Here is a 16,556-nt window from a genome sequence, read left to right as displayed (position 1 = left end):
TAAAAATTAGGGTGATTTTTGTATTAGTAGTCCTAATATAGGGAAATAATTAAAAAACTACAAAAAATGCATTTTATTACTTACAAAAAATTGTAGGTGAGATTTACAGTATAATTTAATTATACAGTTAAAGTTCTTCTGCCAGGTTTACCAAAAAACCTTTCAGTTTTTCTAACGAATCAATAATCTTTTGATTTTCTCTAACGCCAGTTTTATTGTTCTTCAAATAATCTTTAGCGCCTTTTAAAGTAAATCCTTTTTCATCAACCAGGTTGAAAATGATTTTTAGGTTTTCGATATCTTCTGGCGTAAAAAGGCGGTTACCTTTCTTGTTTTTTTTGGGTTGGAGGATATCGAATTCCTTCTCATAAAAACGGATCTGAGATGCGTTAACATTAAACATTTCAGTCACCTCGCCCATGGTATAATACATTTTGTTAATGTCCCTTTCTTTATATGGCATATTTTATGGTTGATTATGAGTGTTTTATATCGATTAATTAAAGTATTCAAATGTAGCTTGATTTTTCATGATTAACGCAATAAAATTTTAATTTTGTTCCCTCCAATAATATTGAAATGACAGCAAAAGAGATTAGACAGGCATTCCTTAGTTTTTTTGAATCGAAACAACATCATGTTGTTCCTTCGGCACCGATTGTGGTTAAAAACGACCCAACTTTAATGTTTACCAATGCCGGTATGAACCAGTTTAAAGATCTGTTTTTGGGGGAGGCCGCCATAAAATATGCTCGTGTTGCAGATACGCAACGCTGTTTACGGGTTTCGGGTAAGCATAACGATCTGGAAGAGGTGGGGATTGATACTTACCACCACACCATGTTCGAAATGTTGGGTAACTGGAGTTTCGGCGATTATTTCAAAAAAGAAGCCATTGCCTGGAGTTGGGAATTATTGACCGAAGTTTATAACATCCCAAAGGATAAATTATATGTTACTTATTTTGAAGGCGATGAGAAAGAAGGGTTGGAAAAAGACCAGGAAGCATATGATCTATGGAAACAATATGTGGATGAAAGCCATATTTTACCTGGAAATAAAAAAGATAATTTCTGGGAAATGGGCGATACCGGACCATGCGGACCCTGTTCCGAAATCCATGTGGATTGCCGTACCGATGAAGAAAAGGCTTTAGTTGATGGAGCTACACTGGTCAATGCTGATCATCCGCAGGTAATCGAAATCTGGAATAATGTATTTATGCAGTTTAACCGTTTAAAAAATGGTTCATTGCAAAATTTACCCGCTAAACATGTTGACACCGGAATGGGTTTTGAACGTTTGGTACGTGTTTTACAGGAAAAAACCTCTAACTATGATACCGATGTTTTTCAACCTATGATTCAGTTTATCTCTGAAAAAGCTGGAATTAAATATGGTGCTGACGAGAAAACGGATATTGCCATGCGTGTAATGGCCGATCATATCCGTGCCATTTCCTTTGTTATTGCCGATGGTCAGTTACCTTCTAATAATAAAGCTGGTTATGTTATCCGCAGGATTTTACGTCGGGCCGTACGTTATGCTTATACATTTTTAAACTTTAAAGAGCCATTTTTGAATCAATTGGTTCCTTTATTGGCTGAGCAATTTAAAGGGGTATTTGATGAACTGATTTCGCAACAGGATTTTGTGCAAAAAGTGGTGTTGGAAGAAGAAATTTCTTTCTTGAGAACTTTGGGTAAAGGAATTGAATTATTGGATGACTACATAAATTATATGAGTGAGATTCAGGAATTTTTGAGAAATAACCCAGAAAAAAATTGGAAAGATATTAATAAAAATGAAATTGCTGACTATGATTATAAGCCTAATAAATTGGTCTATAAATTTGCAGAAAAAATACAACTTATTCCTATTCGCTTAGGAGGATTTAGAGTATCTGGAATGGAAGGTGGAATGAAGAATAAAAACTTTCAGGATGGACTTGATTATCTAATAGAAGTGACTAAAATATTACCCGGATATATTGGTTTCTTACTTTACGATACTTACGGTTTTCCTAAAGATTTAACTGAATTAATTCTTAGTGAAAATGGCTTTAAGTTTAACGAAAAGGAATATAATTTTTACATGAATATTCAAAAAAATAAATCTCGTGCCGCTACGTCAATTGATACTGACGATTGGATTATCGTAAATACAGACGATCAAAGCGAATTTGTAGGTTATGATGACCTTGAAATCGAAACGGAGATTTTAAAATATCGTAAAGTAAAAGCTAAGGGTAAAGAGCAATACCAGATTGTGTTGCGCCAAACACCGTTTTATGCAGAAAGTGGAGGTCAGGTAGGTGACACCGGCCGTTTGGAAGACCATAGCCGTCAGTTTTGGGTAGATATTACTGATACAAAAAAGGAAAATGGATTAACCGTTCATTTTACTGATATATTGCCCGATAATCTGGAAGGCAAATTCTGGGCAGTTGTAGATGAAGATAAACGTGTTTTAACGGAAGATAACCACTCTGCCACACACTTATTGCATGCAGCGCTTAAACAGGTTTTAGGAAAACATGTTAACCAGAAAGGTTCGTTAGTGAATGCAGATTACCTGCGTTTTGATTTTTCTCACTTCGCTAAAGTAACTGAAGAAGAGTTGGCGCAGATTGAGGTGATTGTGAACCAGAAAATCAGGCAAAACATTAAGTTAAAAGAACAGCGTAACGTTCCCTATCAGGATGCCATTGAAAGTGGTGTAACAGCTTTGTTTGGTGAAAAATATGGCGATTTTGTCCGTATGATCACTTTCGACGATCACTTCTCGAAAGAGCTTTGCGGGGGTACGCATGTAAAAGCTACGGGACAGATCGGTTCATTCAAGATTGTTTCAGAAAGTGCCGTTGCAGCCGGTGTTCGCCGTATCGAAGCCATTACCGCTGATAAAGCCGAACAGTTTTTCTTAGATCAAAGAAAAGAATTGGGTCATTTAAAAGCTTTACTCAATGGAAGCAAAGATTTATCAGCTGCTGTCCAGGCTTTACTGGATGAAAATGCAAAACTGAAAAAGGAGATCGAAAAATCGACAATAGAGCGTGTCAATACTTTGAAACATGAAATTGTACATCATGTAAGAGGAATTAATGGCATTAACCTGATTGCAAAACACATTGATCTGCAAAGTGCCGAAGCCATTAAAAACCTGGCCTTTTCTTTAAAAGATATGGTTGATAACCTGTTTTTGGTTTTCACAACAGAAATTGATGGTAAACCAGGAATAACGGTAATGCTTTCTGATCACCTGGTAAAGAAAGGATTAAATGCTTCAAATATTGTTCGGGAATTGGGTAAAGAAATCCAGGGTGGCGGCGGTGGACAACCGTTCTATGCTACTGCAGGCGGTAAAAATCCAGCAGGGCTAAAGGTTGTTTTGGAAAAAGCAGAAAGTTTTATTCCTTAAGATCTTCGTTATCACGAAGAACAATGAAGCGATCTTATTAACAGTCAGATCCATAAAAAAAGAGGCCAAAAGCCTCTTTTTTATTTAATGTCTGCCATGCCCATGTTTTTCCCGGTGTCCTCTGGAGAATAAACTCGAATTTACCCTTCTATCGTGATGCCCACGATCTGGATGATGAGGTTTGAAATGATTTTTGGGTCCGCGATATCTGATCCGATCTACACCACCACCGTATGACGAACGGTAATAATTGTTTCGGCTAACGTAGGTTACTCTGTGTGTGTTATAATAGCGATATGGACTATTTCCGTGCATGACAATTTTACGCCCGTGACGCAGGTCATAACCTCTGTATCTTGCTGGTAAATATCTCGATCTTGTCCATCGGTTGCCGTTCAAATAAACGAACTGCCTTTGCGGTACATAATAATAAGATTGTACCTCCGGAAGATAGTAATAATCAACATTCTGATAACCCGCGGGAACCCATGCAGGCTGCGCGCCAATATTTACGTTGATACTTACCTGAGCGTTAGATCGATTAGATGTTAAAGCCACGATACCTAAAATCGCGGAAATGATGAATAGCTTTTTCATAATAATCTATTTATTTGTGTGTACTTTATTAATTCAAACGCTGTGCCAAAACTTCTATTGTAACGGCTATATATAAAAGGAGCTTCTTTCGAAACTCCTTTAATCACAACTAAATATCAATTTTAACGGTGTTTATGATCAAGGCCTTTTCTGTTATCTCTTTCCGGACGGTTATCGTGACCATTGTTAAATTGAGGACGGCCATTATTTTGAACAGGTGTTGTTACGTTTTTTTGCACTACACGGTTATGGCGGTTGTTGATAACCGTAACGTTTCTTACAGGCCTTTGGTTATAATGAGGATGTCCCTTTACAACGAAGTACTTAGCATCTTTACTATCCCTGATAATGGTTTGATGGCCACTGTAGTTTTTATATTGACCATATCTGGTTGCATAAATATTATTTCTCAGATAAGGTTTAGATTTGTTAATTACCACTTTATAAGCATGGAATAAATCAAAGTTGCTGTATTGGGCAGGTAAACTATTGGTCCAAACCCAACGCCCGCCGTTTGCATAAATATATTGGCCTGATGGAACGTAATAATAAGCATCTATATCAGGAAAATAATAATAGTCTACGTGGTCGTAACCTGTTGGGCCCCAAACTGGCTGTGAGCCAATATTAACATTTAAACTCACCTGTGCTTTCGCATTGTTAATGCCGAATAATGAAACCATCAGTACTGCGGCAAATAAAACTAACTTTTTCATAACTTTTAATTAAGGTTTCTTTTGTGTTGTTTAGGTAGACCACAGCAACTAGAGGTAGTTTAATTAAGGAATCGCCTTTAACATTTTTTAACGATGAGTACCTCATTGAGTAATTTTACTCAATGTGTTGAGTAAATTGTCAAAATACATGTAAATTGTTCATATTTAGTGTTTTATGTAGTAATTTTTTAGTTAATCAAATCGACGGTATTTTCTTATTAAATCTTTAAATATCAGAATTGAAACATTAACATTTGCAATTACTTAACGTATTGAGTAAATTTACTCAGTTTATTGAGTAAATTACTAAAAATGTTCCAAAGGTCTTATTTACAGAAGCTTGTAATGGTTATGAATGAGCCAAAAAGGTTTATTCAGGTGCTTGTTGGCCCCAGGCAAATAGGCAAAACAACCTTGATCAGTCAATTGATCAAAGAAATTGATACGCCATGCATATTCGAATCTGCAGATGCTGTTGCTGCTTCAGATAGAACCTGGATCGAGTTGATTTGGTTCAATACCAGAGAACTGTTAAAAGAACCTGGAGTTAATGAATATCTTCTTGTTATTGATGAAATTCAGAAGATTGATAACTGGAGTGAAATTGTGAAGCGCTTGTGGGATGAAGACATGCGAAATGGAGTAAACTTAAAAGTAATTTTATTGGGATCTTCCAGACTGCTCATTCAACAGGGGCTTACCGAGTCGCTTGCCGGTCGTTTCGAATTAACTTATCTAGGGCATTGGGGCCTTGCAGAAATGGAAAATGCTTTTGGTTTCACCGCCGAGGAGTATGTATGGTTTGGAGGCTATCCTGGCTCAGCAGCTTTAATTAAAGATGAATTGCGCTGGAAAAATTATGTCTCAAATGCTTTGATAGAAACCAGCATTTCTAAAGATATTCTAATGCTTACGCGCGTTGATAAACCCGCATTGATGAAACGTTTATTTGAGTTGGGCTGCCTGTATTCAGGTCAGATATTATCGTTTACTAAAATATTGGGGCAGCTTTCTGATGCTGGCAATACCACAACATTATCGCACTATTTGCAGTTACTGGATACTGCAGGCTTATTGGGGGGCATTGAAAAATTTGCGGCTGATGTGATCCGTAAACGTTCATCGAGTCCTAAATTCCAGGTGCATAATAATGCTTTGGTGAGCGCGCAGCGAAATGAGCTTTTTGAGGAAATAAGGAAAAAACCAGCTGAATGGGGGCGAATGGTAGAATCATCAATTGGTGCGCATTTGCTAAACTATTCTTTTGTAGAAGGTTACAAGGTGTTTTACTGGAGGCACAGAAATGATGAAGTAGATTTCATCTTAGAAAAACGTGGTAAAGTAATCGGCATAGAAGTTAAAAGTACAGGATTGGTTACTGGCACTTCAGGGATGGATGCCTTTACCAAAATGTATAAGCCAGATAAAATACTTTTAGTGGGAGCCGGAGGATTGCCATGGCAAGAGTTTTTAAAAATTTCTCCGTCAAGCCTTTTTTAACGAAAGACTAAATAATAACTATATTTGACACATTAATACTTAACCATAGATTAAATCTTATCGGACTGTAACCTTTGGTTAATAAAACTTATAATAATAAGAAGCTTTAAATGCCTTTACAAGAAATAAGCCCCCAAACTGTTTTCGAACTCGTTTCAGGATTAGAAATCCACGTTCAGTTAAATACCAATACCAAAATATTTTCTGCTGACAGTGCATCTTTTGGGGCTTTACCTAACCAAAATATATCTACGGTTTCGCTGGCATTGCCCGGGGCATTACCTAAGTTAAACAAAGAGGTAGTAGCCAAAGCTATCCGTATTGGTTTAGCTTTAAACTGCACCATTAACCAGATTAACCATTTCGACCGGAAAAACTATTTCTACGCCGACTTGCCAAAGGGATATCAGATTACGCAGGATAATCAACCCATCTGTGTAAATGGTTTTTTGGAACTTCAGTTGGCTGATGGTACGAAGAAGAAAATCGGAATCAACCGCATTCATTTGGAAGAAGACGCTGGAAAAAGCATCCATGACCAGGATGATAATTATTCGTTGGTTGATTTGAACCGTGCAGGTGTTCCATTGATAGAGATTGTAACTGAACCCGATATTCGCAGTTCGGAAGAAGCTTCTGTTTTATTAAGTGAAATCAGAAAACTGGTAAGGCATTTAAATGTAAGTGACGGCAATATGGAAGAAGGTAGTTTACGTTGCGATGCCAATATTTCTATACGTCCACAGGGCACTACTGAATTTGGAACCCGCTGCGAAGTAAAAAACCTAAACTCCATGCGTAACGTACGTAGGGCTATGGATTTTGAGTTTGGCCGCCAGGTAGAAGTGGTTAGCAATGGAGGAAGGATTATTCAGAGTACTTTGAATTTTGATGCTGATAAAGGGACTACTGCTCCGATGCGTACCAAAGAAGAAGCCAATGATTACCGTTATTTTTCTGATCCTGATTTACAACCTATCTATATTTCCGATGATTGGTTGGCAGAAATCAAATCATTGATGCCGGCTTTGCCAAACGAAATTTCGGAGCAAATGATTGCTGAATTCGGAATCAGTAAAGCCGATGCGGCAATTTTTGCTGAAGATTTAGATCTTCTGGTTTATTTTAATACAGCCAAACCGGTTGTAAATAATAAAAAAAGCCTGATCAATTGGTTAATTGGTCCGATAAGGGCTGTTTTGAATGAAAAAGGGATTGGTGTTGCCGGGTTTAAAGTAAAACCTGAGCAGTTAGCCGGGGCAATTAATATGGTTGATGATAAAAAAATTACTCAACAGATTGCCATTCAACAATTATTGCCCGCTGTTGAATCAGCGGAAAATGCAGACTTGATCCACTTAGCGCAATCATTAAACTTACTGATTTCTGAAAATGGTGATGAATTAGGTGGTTTTATTGATGAAGTGTTAAATAAATATCCTCAACAGGTAGAAGCGTACAGGAAAGGTAAAAAGGGCGTTTTAGGTTTGTTTGTTGGCGAGGTAATGAAACTGGCCAAAGGAAAAGCTGACGCTAAAAAATTAAATGAATTAATACTTGAAAAACTGAAATAATGAGACTAAAACAATTGAGCCTGATCATGCTGATCGCGATTGCCTTCACTGCATGTAAATCCAAAGATAGCTTTACGATTGACGGAACTTTCCAAAATCCCGGCAAGGAGAAGAAAGTATTTTTATATGGCATGCAAAATAGCAATATGGTTGCCATCGATTCCACTAATTTATCAGAAAAAGGTGAATTTAAATTCATCCGTAAAACGCCATCTGTTGATTTCTTTAGGGTATCTGTAGGTAATCATGAATTTATGTTAATTGCAAAAAATGGCGATGAAATTAAACTAAAGGCTGATCTGGCCGATAAAAACATGGCTTATCAAATTTCAGGGGCAAATGAGGTAGAAAAATTATCAGAACTAAATGCCATTAGAAACAATTTCGCTAAACAGGTAGAAAAATTACAGGCAGATTTTGAAGCAAAAGTGGCAACACAACCTCAAAACAGGGCAGTTGTGCTAGAATCGATGAAACCTCAATACGAGTCGTACATCAATCAGTTAAATACACAGATTATAAAATTTGCGAAAGACAATAAAGGTACGTTAGCCAGCTTTTATGCGATGAATACTTTAAGTCCGCAAGAATTTGAGGCTGAATTGGTACAATTTGCCGATGAGATTAAAGACGAAATTAAAGGTAATGCTACTGTTGATGCTTTTGTAAAACAGATGGCGCTTTTAAAGGCAGTTCAGGTGGGGCAGGTTGCGCCTGCATTTACGATTAATACTGCGGATAACAAACCAGTAAGTTTATCAGATTATAAAGGAAAATACGTGCTGATCGATTTTTGGGCATCATGGTGCCAGCCTTGTCGCCAGGAAAACCCGAATGTAGTGAAAGTTTACAATAAGTATAAAAACAAGAACTTCGATATCATTGGCATTTCACTGGATACTGATAAAGCTGCATGGCTGGGAGCAGTGAAGGCAGACGGATTAACCTGGACACATGTTTCAGAATTGAAGGATTTTAATGGCGAAACGGTAAAAAAATATCAGGTGCAAGCTATTCCAACTTCTTACCTGGTAGATCCGGCAGGAAAAATAGTGGCTAAAAACTTGCGTGGAGAGGAGCTCGATGCATTTTTAGCTAAAACGTTACGTTAAAACAAACTCCATGTTAAACTAATTTAAGTAATTAACAATTTCTTAACTTAGGCTTAACTAAATATTACATCATAGACACTACTTTCGTAACAAATATTTAACTATGAACAACGCAGGTCAGAAAATATTAATTGTTGATGATGAACCAGATATTCTGGAGCTTATTGAATATAATCTTAAAAAGGAAGGTTATCAGGTTTTCACAGCTACCAATGGCCAGGAAGGAATTACTGTTGCGAAAAAGGTACATCCAGATCTGATTATACTGGATATTATGATGCCTAAAATGGATGGGATTGAGGCTTGCCGTTTAATGCGCGCAATACCTGAATTTAAAAACACATTTATGGTTTTCTTAACCGCCAGAAGTGAGGAATATTCAGAAATAGCAGGTTTTAATGTGGGAGCTGATGATTACATTGCAAAACCGATTAAACCACGCGCTTTAGTTAGTCGGATTAACGCGATTTTAAGACGAAATGCCGGTACAGAAGAAGTATCTGAAAACAAATTGGAAATTGGCGACTTAGTAATCGACCGTGAAGCTTATTTGGTTTTTCAGGGTGGAAACAAAGTGGTGTTGGCTAAAAAAGAATTTGAGTTATTGTATTTACTGGCGTCAAAACCAGGAAAAGTATATACTCGCGAATCGATCCTTAAAAATATCTGGGAAGATTCGGTAGTAGTAACCAATAGAACCATTGATGTGCATATCCGTAAATTAAGAGAAAAATTAGGCGAAACTTATGTTTCAACCGTAAAAGGGGTGGGTTATAAGTTTGAGCTTTCTTAAATTATAAAAGTTAAAGGTATTAAGCCGTTCTGATCAACATTCGGAGCGGCTTTTTTTATTTCTCCTGCTGTAGAAAGATTTTTTGATTCAGATTTCTCCATTTCGCTGCGCTTCAATAGAAAGGATGATTAGGCGGGTGGGTAATTGAATAAATTAAGGGCGACGTCGGTTGTAAGAAAAAATAAAATCGTATTTTTGCGCTTCATTAATTACAGCACAGTTTGAAATTTCCAAATTTTAAAGACCTTATTCTTTTCGAAGACAACGATTTTATTGTGATCAATAAACCTCCGTTTCTGGCCTCGCTCGATGAGCGTGGTGGATCTGGAGAAACTAATGTATTGCGTTTAGCTAAACAATATAGCCATGATGCACAGGTTTGTCACCGTTTGGATAAAGAAACTTCAGGCGCTTTAATTATTGCTAAAAATCCGGAAGGTTATCGCCATGCTTCTATGCAATTTGAAAGAAGAAAGGTAAATAAAACCTACCATGCGGTGGTAGATGGGCACGTTATCTTTGATCAGTTAATGGTTGATCTTCCGATTCTGAACGATGGCAATAAAAATGTAACCATTGATAGGGCAGAAGGTAAAAGAGCTGAAACTATTTTCGACTCGTTAAAGTACTATAAACACTATACTTTGGTGGAATGTAAACCCATTACAGGGCGTATGCACCAAATCCGCATTCACCTGGCCACACAAAGAGCGGCTATTGTGGGGGATGATATGTATAAAGGGAAACCGGTTTTTCTTTCTTCCATTAAGAGAGGTTATAAATTAACCAAAGGCGAGGAAGAGCAACCTATTATGAAACGCTTCGCATTACATGCCCGCCATCTGGTTTTTAAAGGATTAGATGATCAAGATATTGTGATTGATGCCCCGTATCCAAAAGATTTTGCAACACTAATTAAATTACTGGATAAATTTGATGCATAAAAGAGGTCTTTAAATTGGCTTCTCTCTTTGTTTTTCTTACTTTTGGGCATCCTCCCTCTATTTAAAAAAACAATAGAATGTACATCAGATTTGTAAATTACCTTGATAAGATTAACCAATACCGGAAATCTAAAATATCAAACCGTAATTTCTTAATTATCCTCGCCGTAATTGTTGGGATTTTAGCCGGATTGGCCGCCGCTGTTCTAAAAAGTTTAACCCACCATATCGAAGAATTTCTTCAGTCAGACTGGCACTGGAAATATAAATATTATCTGTACTTTATATTTCCGATGATTGGTATTTTGTTAACGGTTTTATACATTAAATACTTTATCCGTAAAACAAAATTCGAAACAGGTTTAACCCCTTTGCTTTATGCCATTTCAAAAAAATCGAGTAAGGTAGAAGCACATAATATTTATTCGCAGATTATTACTGCAGCAGTTACAGTTGGTTTTGGCGGTTCAACAGGTTTGGAAGCACCGATTGTAACCAGTGGATCAGCCATTGGCTCCAATCTTGGTCGTTTACTGGGTTTATCTTATCGCGAAATTACCATGTTGGTCGCTTGTGGTGCAGCTGCAGGTATTGCAGGTGCTTTTAATAGTCCTGTCGCGGGGATTGTTTTTGCAATCGAAATCTTATTGCCAGAGTTTACCATTCCCGCATTTATCCCACTTTTATTATCAGCGGCTACTGCAGCGGTGGTGGCCAGATTGTTTTACACGCAACAACTTTTCTTTTTAGTTACGGAAGGATGGAAGGTAAATGCCTTATTTTACTATGTCATATTAGCCTGCTTTATTGGTTTGTTTTCTATTTATTTTACAAAAGCGAACTATGCCGTAAAGGGACTATTCTATAAAATAAAACATCCATATACCAAGGTTATTGTTGGCGGTTTAATGTTAGGCGCATTGGTTTTCTTATTTCCAACACTTTATGGCGAGGGGTATATCACGATAAAAGGGTTGTTAAAAGGTGATTATCAGACTGTTATTAACAACAGTATTTTTGCCGATTATAGTTCAATTTCTGCTGTGGTTGTATTATTTACAGTCGTCACCATTTTTATGAAATCAATTGCCACCCTGGTTACCTTAGGTGCTGGTGGTAACGGTGGCACATTTGCACCCAGTTTAATTATGGGCGGTTTAATTGGGTTTATCTTTGCTTATGTGGTGAATTTATCGGGTATAGCACAACTAAACGTATCTAACTTTATTGTGGCTGGTATGGCTGCCGCATTAGGTTCGATTATGCATGCCCCTTTAACCGGCATTTTTTTGATTGCCGAAATTACGGGTGGATACATTTTAATGGTCCCACTGATGATTACCACTGCTATTTCTTACGCCATTAACCGCAGCTCACAAAAACATTCAATTTATACTAAGGCACTTGCCGATAAGGGAGAGTTATTGTCTCATGAAGATAAGGATACAACTGTTTTAAACCAGATGAAGCTGAAATACCTGATCGAAAAAAGCTATCCTCAGTTGCAGATGAACGACTTGATTTCGGTAAAAATGAATGAAATTTTGCAATCGCATAAAAATATTTGTGCAGTTACCGATGAACTGGGTGATTTTAAGGGGATTATTTACATTGAAGAACTATTTAATGAGATGATCAATCATGCGGATAAGGGAAATTTAAGGGCTTCTCATTTGGTTCAGTCTGCACCGAATACAATTATAGAAAATGATGATCTGAAAAAGGTATTAGAAAAAATGGAGCAGGATAATGTATGGGTTTTGCCTGTATTAACTGCGCAGAACCAATATTTGGGTTTTGTTTCTAAAACAGCAATCTTCAGTAAGTACAGAGCATTGCTGATGAGGCAGAATGATTATATGGGTTGAGTGAGGTTTTAATGTTCAAAAGTTGAAATGTTGTAAAGTTCAGTGCTAAAGAAAGATTTTAACGTTTCAAAATTCCAGATTAGCTTTGTAATTTGGCATTTTGCTCTTTTACCATTCAACTTTAAACCTATCGATTTAAAAAAAGGTTGGAATATTGTCAGGAAAACCTTCGAATATTCCAACCTTCAAACTTTTCAACTTATCTTATTCTGCTCTCTTCAAACCAAATTTTTCAATCTTACTATATAAGTGACTTCTTTGGATATCAATTTCATCAGCTGTTTTTGATACGTTCCAATTGTTTTTTTCCAGTTTGAACTTGATGAATTCGCGTTCTGCATAATCTTTGTAATCCTGAAAATTATTGAACGAATCGAAAGAAGAAGCCAGGCTGGTGCCGCCTGCACTGGCAATCTGTGTACTGGTTGCCGCACCAATGTTTGTACCACCACCTGGATTAGCGAAGGCACGTACATCATTTTCCGTAATTACCTTATCGCTTAAAATAATCAGGCGCTCAATCATGTTGTGCAGTTCGCGCACGTTACCTGTCCATGGTAAAGCCTGCAATGCTAACATGCCGCCTTCATTTATTTTTTTTACCGGCATTCCATAATCGCTGCAGATACTTTCTAAAAAGTTCTGGGCAATAACAGGAATATCATCAGTGCGTTCAGTTAAATGTGGAACATGGATATTGATTACATTTAAGCGGTGGTACAAATCCATACGGAAGTTGCCATCTTCAATTTCTTTCAATAAATCTTTATTGGTTGCAGCTAAAACGCGAACATTTACATCAATTTCCTTTTCGCCACCCACACGTGTGATCTTATGCTCTTGTAAAGCGCGTAAAACTTTTGCCTGCGCAGAAAGGCTCATATCTCCAATCTCATCTAAAAATAAAGTACCACCATTGGCCAGTTCAAACTTACCTATACGTTGCTTAACCGCAGATGTAAAAGAACCTTTTTCGTGTCCGAATAATTCGCTCTCAATAAGTTCTGACGGGATAGCCGCACAGTTAACCTCTATTAAAGGGCTATCGGCACGGTTAGATTTTTCGTGTAACCAACGCGCTACCAGTTCCTTACCGCTACCATTTGCACCGGTAATCAATACGCGGGCCTCGGTTGGCGCAACTCGTTCTATGGTCTCTTTAATTTTAGAAATGCTTTCCGATTCGCCTAAAATTTCGCGTGTTTTACTGGCTTTACGTTTTAGCACCTTGGTTTCGGTAACCAAATTTCCACGGTCTAAACCATTACGTACAGTAATTAACAAGCGATTTAAATCAGGTGGTTTCGAAATAAAATCGAAAGCTCCTTTTTTGCTGGCTTCAATGGCCGTTTCAACTGTGCCATGACCGGATATCATAATGAATGGTAAATCAGGCTTAATAAGCTGTGCTTGTTCCAGCACTTCCATACCATCCATCTTATTCATCTTGATATCGCAAAGAACCAGATCGAAATTTCCTTTTTTGATCATTTCGAGCCCGTCGATACCATTATCTATATCTTCAACATCATAATTCTCATACTCCAGAATTTCGCGTAAGGTACTCCTTATCGCACGCTCGTCGTCAATTATTAATAATTTAGCCATTAGAGATGTATTCTTTAATTTTGAAATGCGAATATATTGTTTTTTAATTAATGTATAGTTTTTTATACATTAATAGGCTATAAACCTAAAAGGTGTGGAAAAGTTTTAATATCGTGTGAAATAATCTGTTTAATATTTTTTCCCTTCAGTACATTATATTTTGCTCAGCTTAAATCAACTTTCAAAAAGACTTTAGGTGTGCTCGTTAATTTGTAGGTAGTATTATACATTCATTTTACAAGTTGGTTAATTTTGTTACTTTTGCACCGCTTTTGGTTCCCGGTTTTACACCCGGGATTAAAAGGGAATACAGTGTAAATCTGTAACTGTCCCGCAGCTGTAAGCTCCTTAACGGATTTCCTATCAGTGTGCCACTTTCCCGATATGTAGGGATGGGAAGGCCGGAAACCGGGAGTAAGTCAGAAGACCTGCCTTTAGCGTTTAATTTCATAGCTTTCGGGGATTGAAGCTAGGATTGAGATATTAACGTTGTTCGTATTTTCATTTCCTTTTCTCATCTGTTGGCTGTGGGCAAAACTCACAATCAAATGAACAAAAAATGTATGCTAACTGTAGCAGGGCTGGGGCTCTCACAGTTAATGATCGGCCAGGTGGCCAATGCGCAAACTCCAGACAGTTTGCAGCTTAAAGATGTTGTAATTTCTGCAACCAAAAACGATCAAAAACAATCACAGACCGGAAAAGTGGTCACGATTATTAGTCGCGAAGTATTAGCGCGCAGTAATGGTAAATCATTGCCAGAACTTATTAGTGAGCAGGCTGGAATTATTGTGGCAGGTGCAAGCAGCAACCCTGGATTGAACAAGTCGGTTTTTTTTAGAGGTGCTGGAAGTGCTTATTCAGTAGTTTTAATTGATGGTATTGTGCAGAACGATCCTTCAGGAAATGGAGGTGCATTCGATTTAAGGTTGATTTCAATTGATCAGATCGATCACATTGAAATTTTAAGAGGCGGACAGTCTACCATTTACGGTTCTGATGCCGTTGCGGGGGTAATCAATATCATCACTAAAAAAGGTGGTCCAAAAGGAAATACCATATATGGTGTGGCCAGTGCAGGTAGCTACGAAACTTATAAAGGAACCATTGGCTTAAATGGTGGAGTTGAAGGTTTTTCTTATAACATTAATTATACCCATGCCAAAACCGATGGAATTTCTGAAGCGGCAACACCAGCTGGAAGTGCAGCCATGTTTGACAAAGATGGCTTTAAGACCGATGCGCTAAATGCAAATTTCGGAATCAAATTAGATAATCATTTCTCAGTAAATCCTTTTGTACGTTACTATTACGGTAATTACCAGTTCGATGGTGGTGCTTTTACTGATGCCAACAATTATTCTATTCTGAAAAACTTTGCTACGGGTACCAATGCCAAATATGAATTTGCTACCGGGAAAGTAACGTTAAACTACAGCTTTGAAAGCACCCGTAATGATGCGCATAGCCAGTATCCCAGCGTTAACGAAGGCAGGGTATCGATATTGGATTTGTTCTACAACCAGAAATTGGGCAATAAACTGGATCTGTTGGTGGGGATAGATAACCGTGTGATGAAATTATCATCGGCAACGAGTAAACCGGAAACCAATATCTTTGCTGCTTATGGTTCATTATTTTTGCACGATTTAAGTGTATTTAATCTGGAACTAGGCGGACGTTACAATAAACACGAACAATATGGCGAAAATTATACTTATTCAATTACTCCAAGTATTAACATCATTAAGGAGATAAAACTGTTCGGAACGGTTTCTACAGCCTTTAAAGTGCCTACATTAAACATGCTTTTTGGTCAATTTGGTGCTAACCTGGCGCTGAAACCTGAAAAATCACAGAATTACGAAGCTGGTGTTAATTTTAGCTTTGCTGATGATCAATTCAGCTTGCGTTTAGCTGGTTATAAACGCGATTTAACCGATGCCATCATTTATGCTTATCCTAATGGTTATATGAATCAGGTCAGTCAGAAAACCAAAGGTTTTGAAGTTGAACCAGCCGTTAAATTCAATGTGTTTAATATTAACGGTTATTATGCTTATGTGGAAGGTAATGAGTTCAACTTTGTTGACAATGCAATTGCCGACTATCTTTTTCGCAGACCAAAACATACATTTGGGATTACTGCAGGTGCACAGGCGACCAGCCATTTATATGTGAGTGCTAATTACCGTTATTTTGGCAAACGCACCGATGGTAACTTTACAACTTACACTGTGGATAACTTACCCGCTTATAAATTATTGAATGCCTATGCCGAATATGCTTTAGCTAAAAAACGCGTAAAATTATTTTTTGATGCTAAAAACATCCTGAATGAAAAATATAATGAGATAATTGGTTACAATAGCTTAGGTTTCAACTTTAATACCGGCGTAATTTTTAATATACACTAATAAAATT

12 protein-coding genes and 1 riboswitch are annotated in these 16,556 nt (G+C 37.3%); of the genes, 8 read left to right on the top strand and 4 right to left on the bottom strand.

Annotated features, from left to right (window positions below; genetic code table 11):
- Positions 1–127: 127 nt before the first annotated feature.
- Positions 128–463 carry a MerR family transcriptional regulator gene (locus tag ABEG20_RS08625; protein WP_029274329.1) on the bottom strand — a complete coding sequence of 112 codons (336 nt, stop codon included), beginning with the start codon at positions 461–463 and terminating at the stop codon, positions 128–130.
- Between the two features lie 116 nt (positions 464–579).
- Between ABEG20_RS08625 and alaS the strand changes: the two genes are divergently transcribed.
- A complete protein-coding gene (gene alaS, locus ABEG20_RS08620; protein WP_406826966.1) occupies positions 580–3,420 on the top strand; it encodes an alanine--tRNA ligase in 2,841 nt (946 codons plus the stop codon).
- Between the two features lie 84 nt (positions 3,421–3,504).
- Here alaS and ABEG20_RS08615 read toward each other — a convergent pair whose 3' ends face one another.
- A complete protein-coding gene (locus ABEG20_RS08615) occupies positions 3,505–4,017 on the bottom strand; it encodes a hypothetical protein (protein ID WP_406826965.1) in 513 nt (170 codons plus the stop codon).
- Positions 4,018–4,139: 122 nt separating this feature from the next.
- Entirely contained in the window at positions 4,140–4,733 is a 594-nt protein-coding gene (locus ABEG20_RS08610; protein WP_406826964.1) for a hypothetical protein, read from the bottom strand.
- Between the two features lie 312 nt (positions 4,734–5,045).
- On the opposite strand from ABEG20_RS08610, the gene ABEG20_RS08605 reads away from it, so the two are divergent.
- The 6 genes from ABEG20_RS08605 to ABEG20_RS08580 all read left to right on the top strand — a co-directional run bounded on the left by ABEG20_RS08605 (position 5,046) and on the right by ABEG20_RS08580 (position 12,524).
- Complete coding sequence (locus ABEG20_RS08605) at positions 5,046–6,233, top strand: ATP-binding protein (RefSeq protein ID WP_406826963.1); 1,188 nt, start codon at positions 5,046–5,048, stop codon at positions 6,231–6,233.
- Positions 6,234–6,343: 110 nt separating this feature from the next.
- Positions 6,344–7,807 carry an Asp-tRNA(Asn)/Glu-tRNA(Gln) amidotransferase subunit GatB gene (gene gatB, locus ABEG20_RS08600; RefSeq protein WP_406826962.1) on the top strand — a complete coding sequence of 488 codons (1,464 nt, stop codon included), beginning with the start codon at positions 6,344–6,346 and terminating at the stop codon, positions 7,805–7,807.
- Positions 7,807–8,919 (top strand): redoxin domain-containing protein, encoded by a 1,113-nt coding sequence (locus tag ABEG20_RS08595; protein ID WP_406826961.1) that lies wholly within the window; start codon positions 7,807–7,809, stop codon positions 8,917–8,919. Before gatB ends, ABEG20_RS08595 begins: the two co-directional genes overlap by 1 nt.
- A gap of 103 nt (positions 8,920–9,022) precedes the next feature.
- Positions 9,023–9,712 (top strand): response regulator transcription factor, encoded by a 690-nt coding sequence (locus tag ABEG20_RS08590; protein ID WP_113951181.1) that lies wholly within the window; start codon positions 9,023–9,025, stop codon positions 9,710–9,712.
- Positions 9,713–9,933: 221 nt separating this feature from the next.
- A complete protein-coding gene (locus ABEG20_RS08585) occupies positions 9,934–10,656 on the top strand; it encodes an RluA family pseudouridine synthase (protein ID WP_406826960.1) in 723 nt (240 codons plus the stop codon).
- Between the two features lie 77 nt (positions 10,657–10,733).
- Positions 10,734–12,524, top strand: coding sequence for a chloride channel protein (locus ABEG20_RS08580; protein ID WP_406826959.1), 1,791 nt, complete (start codon positions 10,734–10,736; stop codon positions 12,522–12,524).
- Between the two features lie 204 nt (positions 12,525–12,728).
- On the opposite strand, the gene ABEG20_RS08575 is transcribed toward ABEG20_RS08580, so the two are convergent.
- Complete coding sequence (locus ABEG20_RS08575) at positions 12,729–14,132, bottom strand: sigma-54-dependent transcriptional regulator (RefSeq protein WP_406826958.1); 1,404 nt, start codon at positions 14,130–14,132, stop codon at positions 12,729–12,731.
- Between the two features lie 256 nt (positions 14,133–14,388).
- A riboswitch (cobalamin riboswitch) is annotated at positions 14,389–14,583 on the top strand.
- 97 nt (positions 14,584–14,680) lie between these two features.
- Between ABEG20_RS08575 and ABEG20_RS08570 the strand changes: the two genes are divergently transcribed.
- Positions 14,681–16,549 carry a TonB-dependent receptor plug domain-containing protein gene (locus tag ABEG20_RS08570; protein WP_406826957.1) on the top strand — a complete coding sequence of 623 codons (1,869 nt, stop codon included), beginning with the start codon at positions 14,681–14,683 and terminating at the stop codon, positions 16,547–16,549.
- Positions 16,550–16,556: the final 7 nt, after the last annotated feature.

Source organism: Pedobacter sp. KACC 23697, from assembly GCF_045348445.1.
GTDB lineage: Bacteria > Bacteroidota > Bacteroidia > Sphingobacteriales > Sphingobacteriaceae > Pedobacter.
Note: the sequence above shows the minus strand (reverse complement) of the source record. Positions and strands in the feature narration are given on the sequence as shown.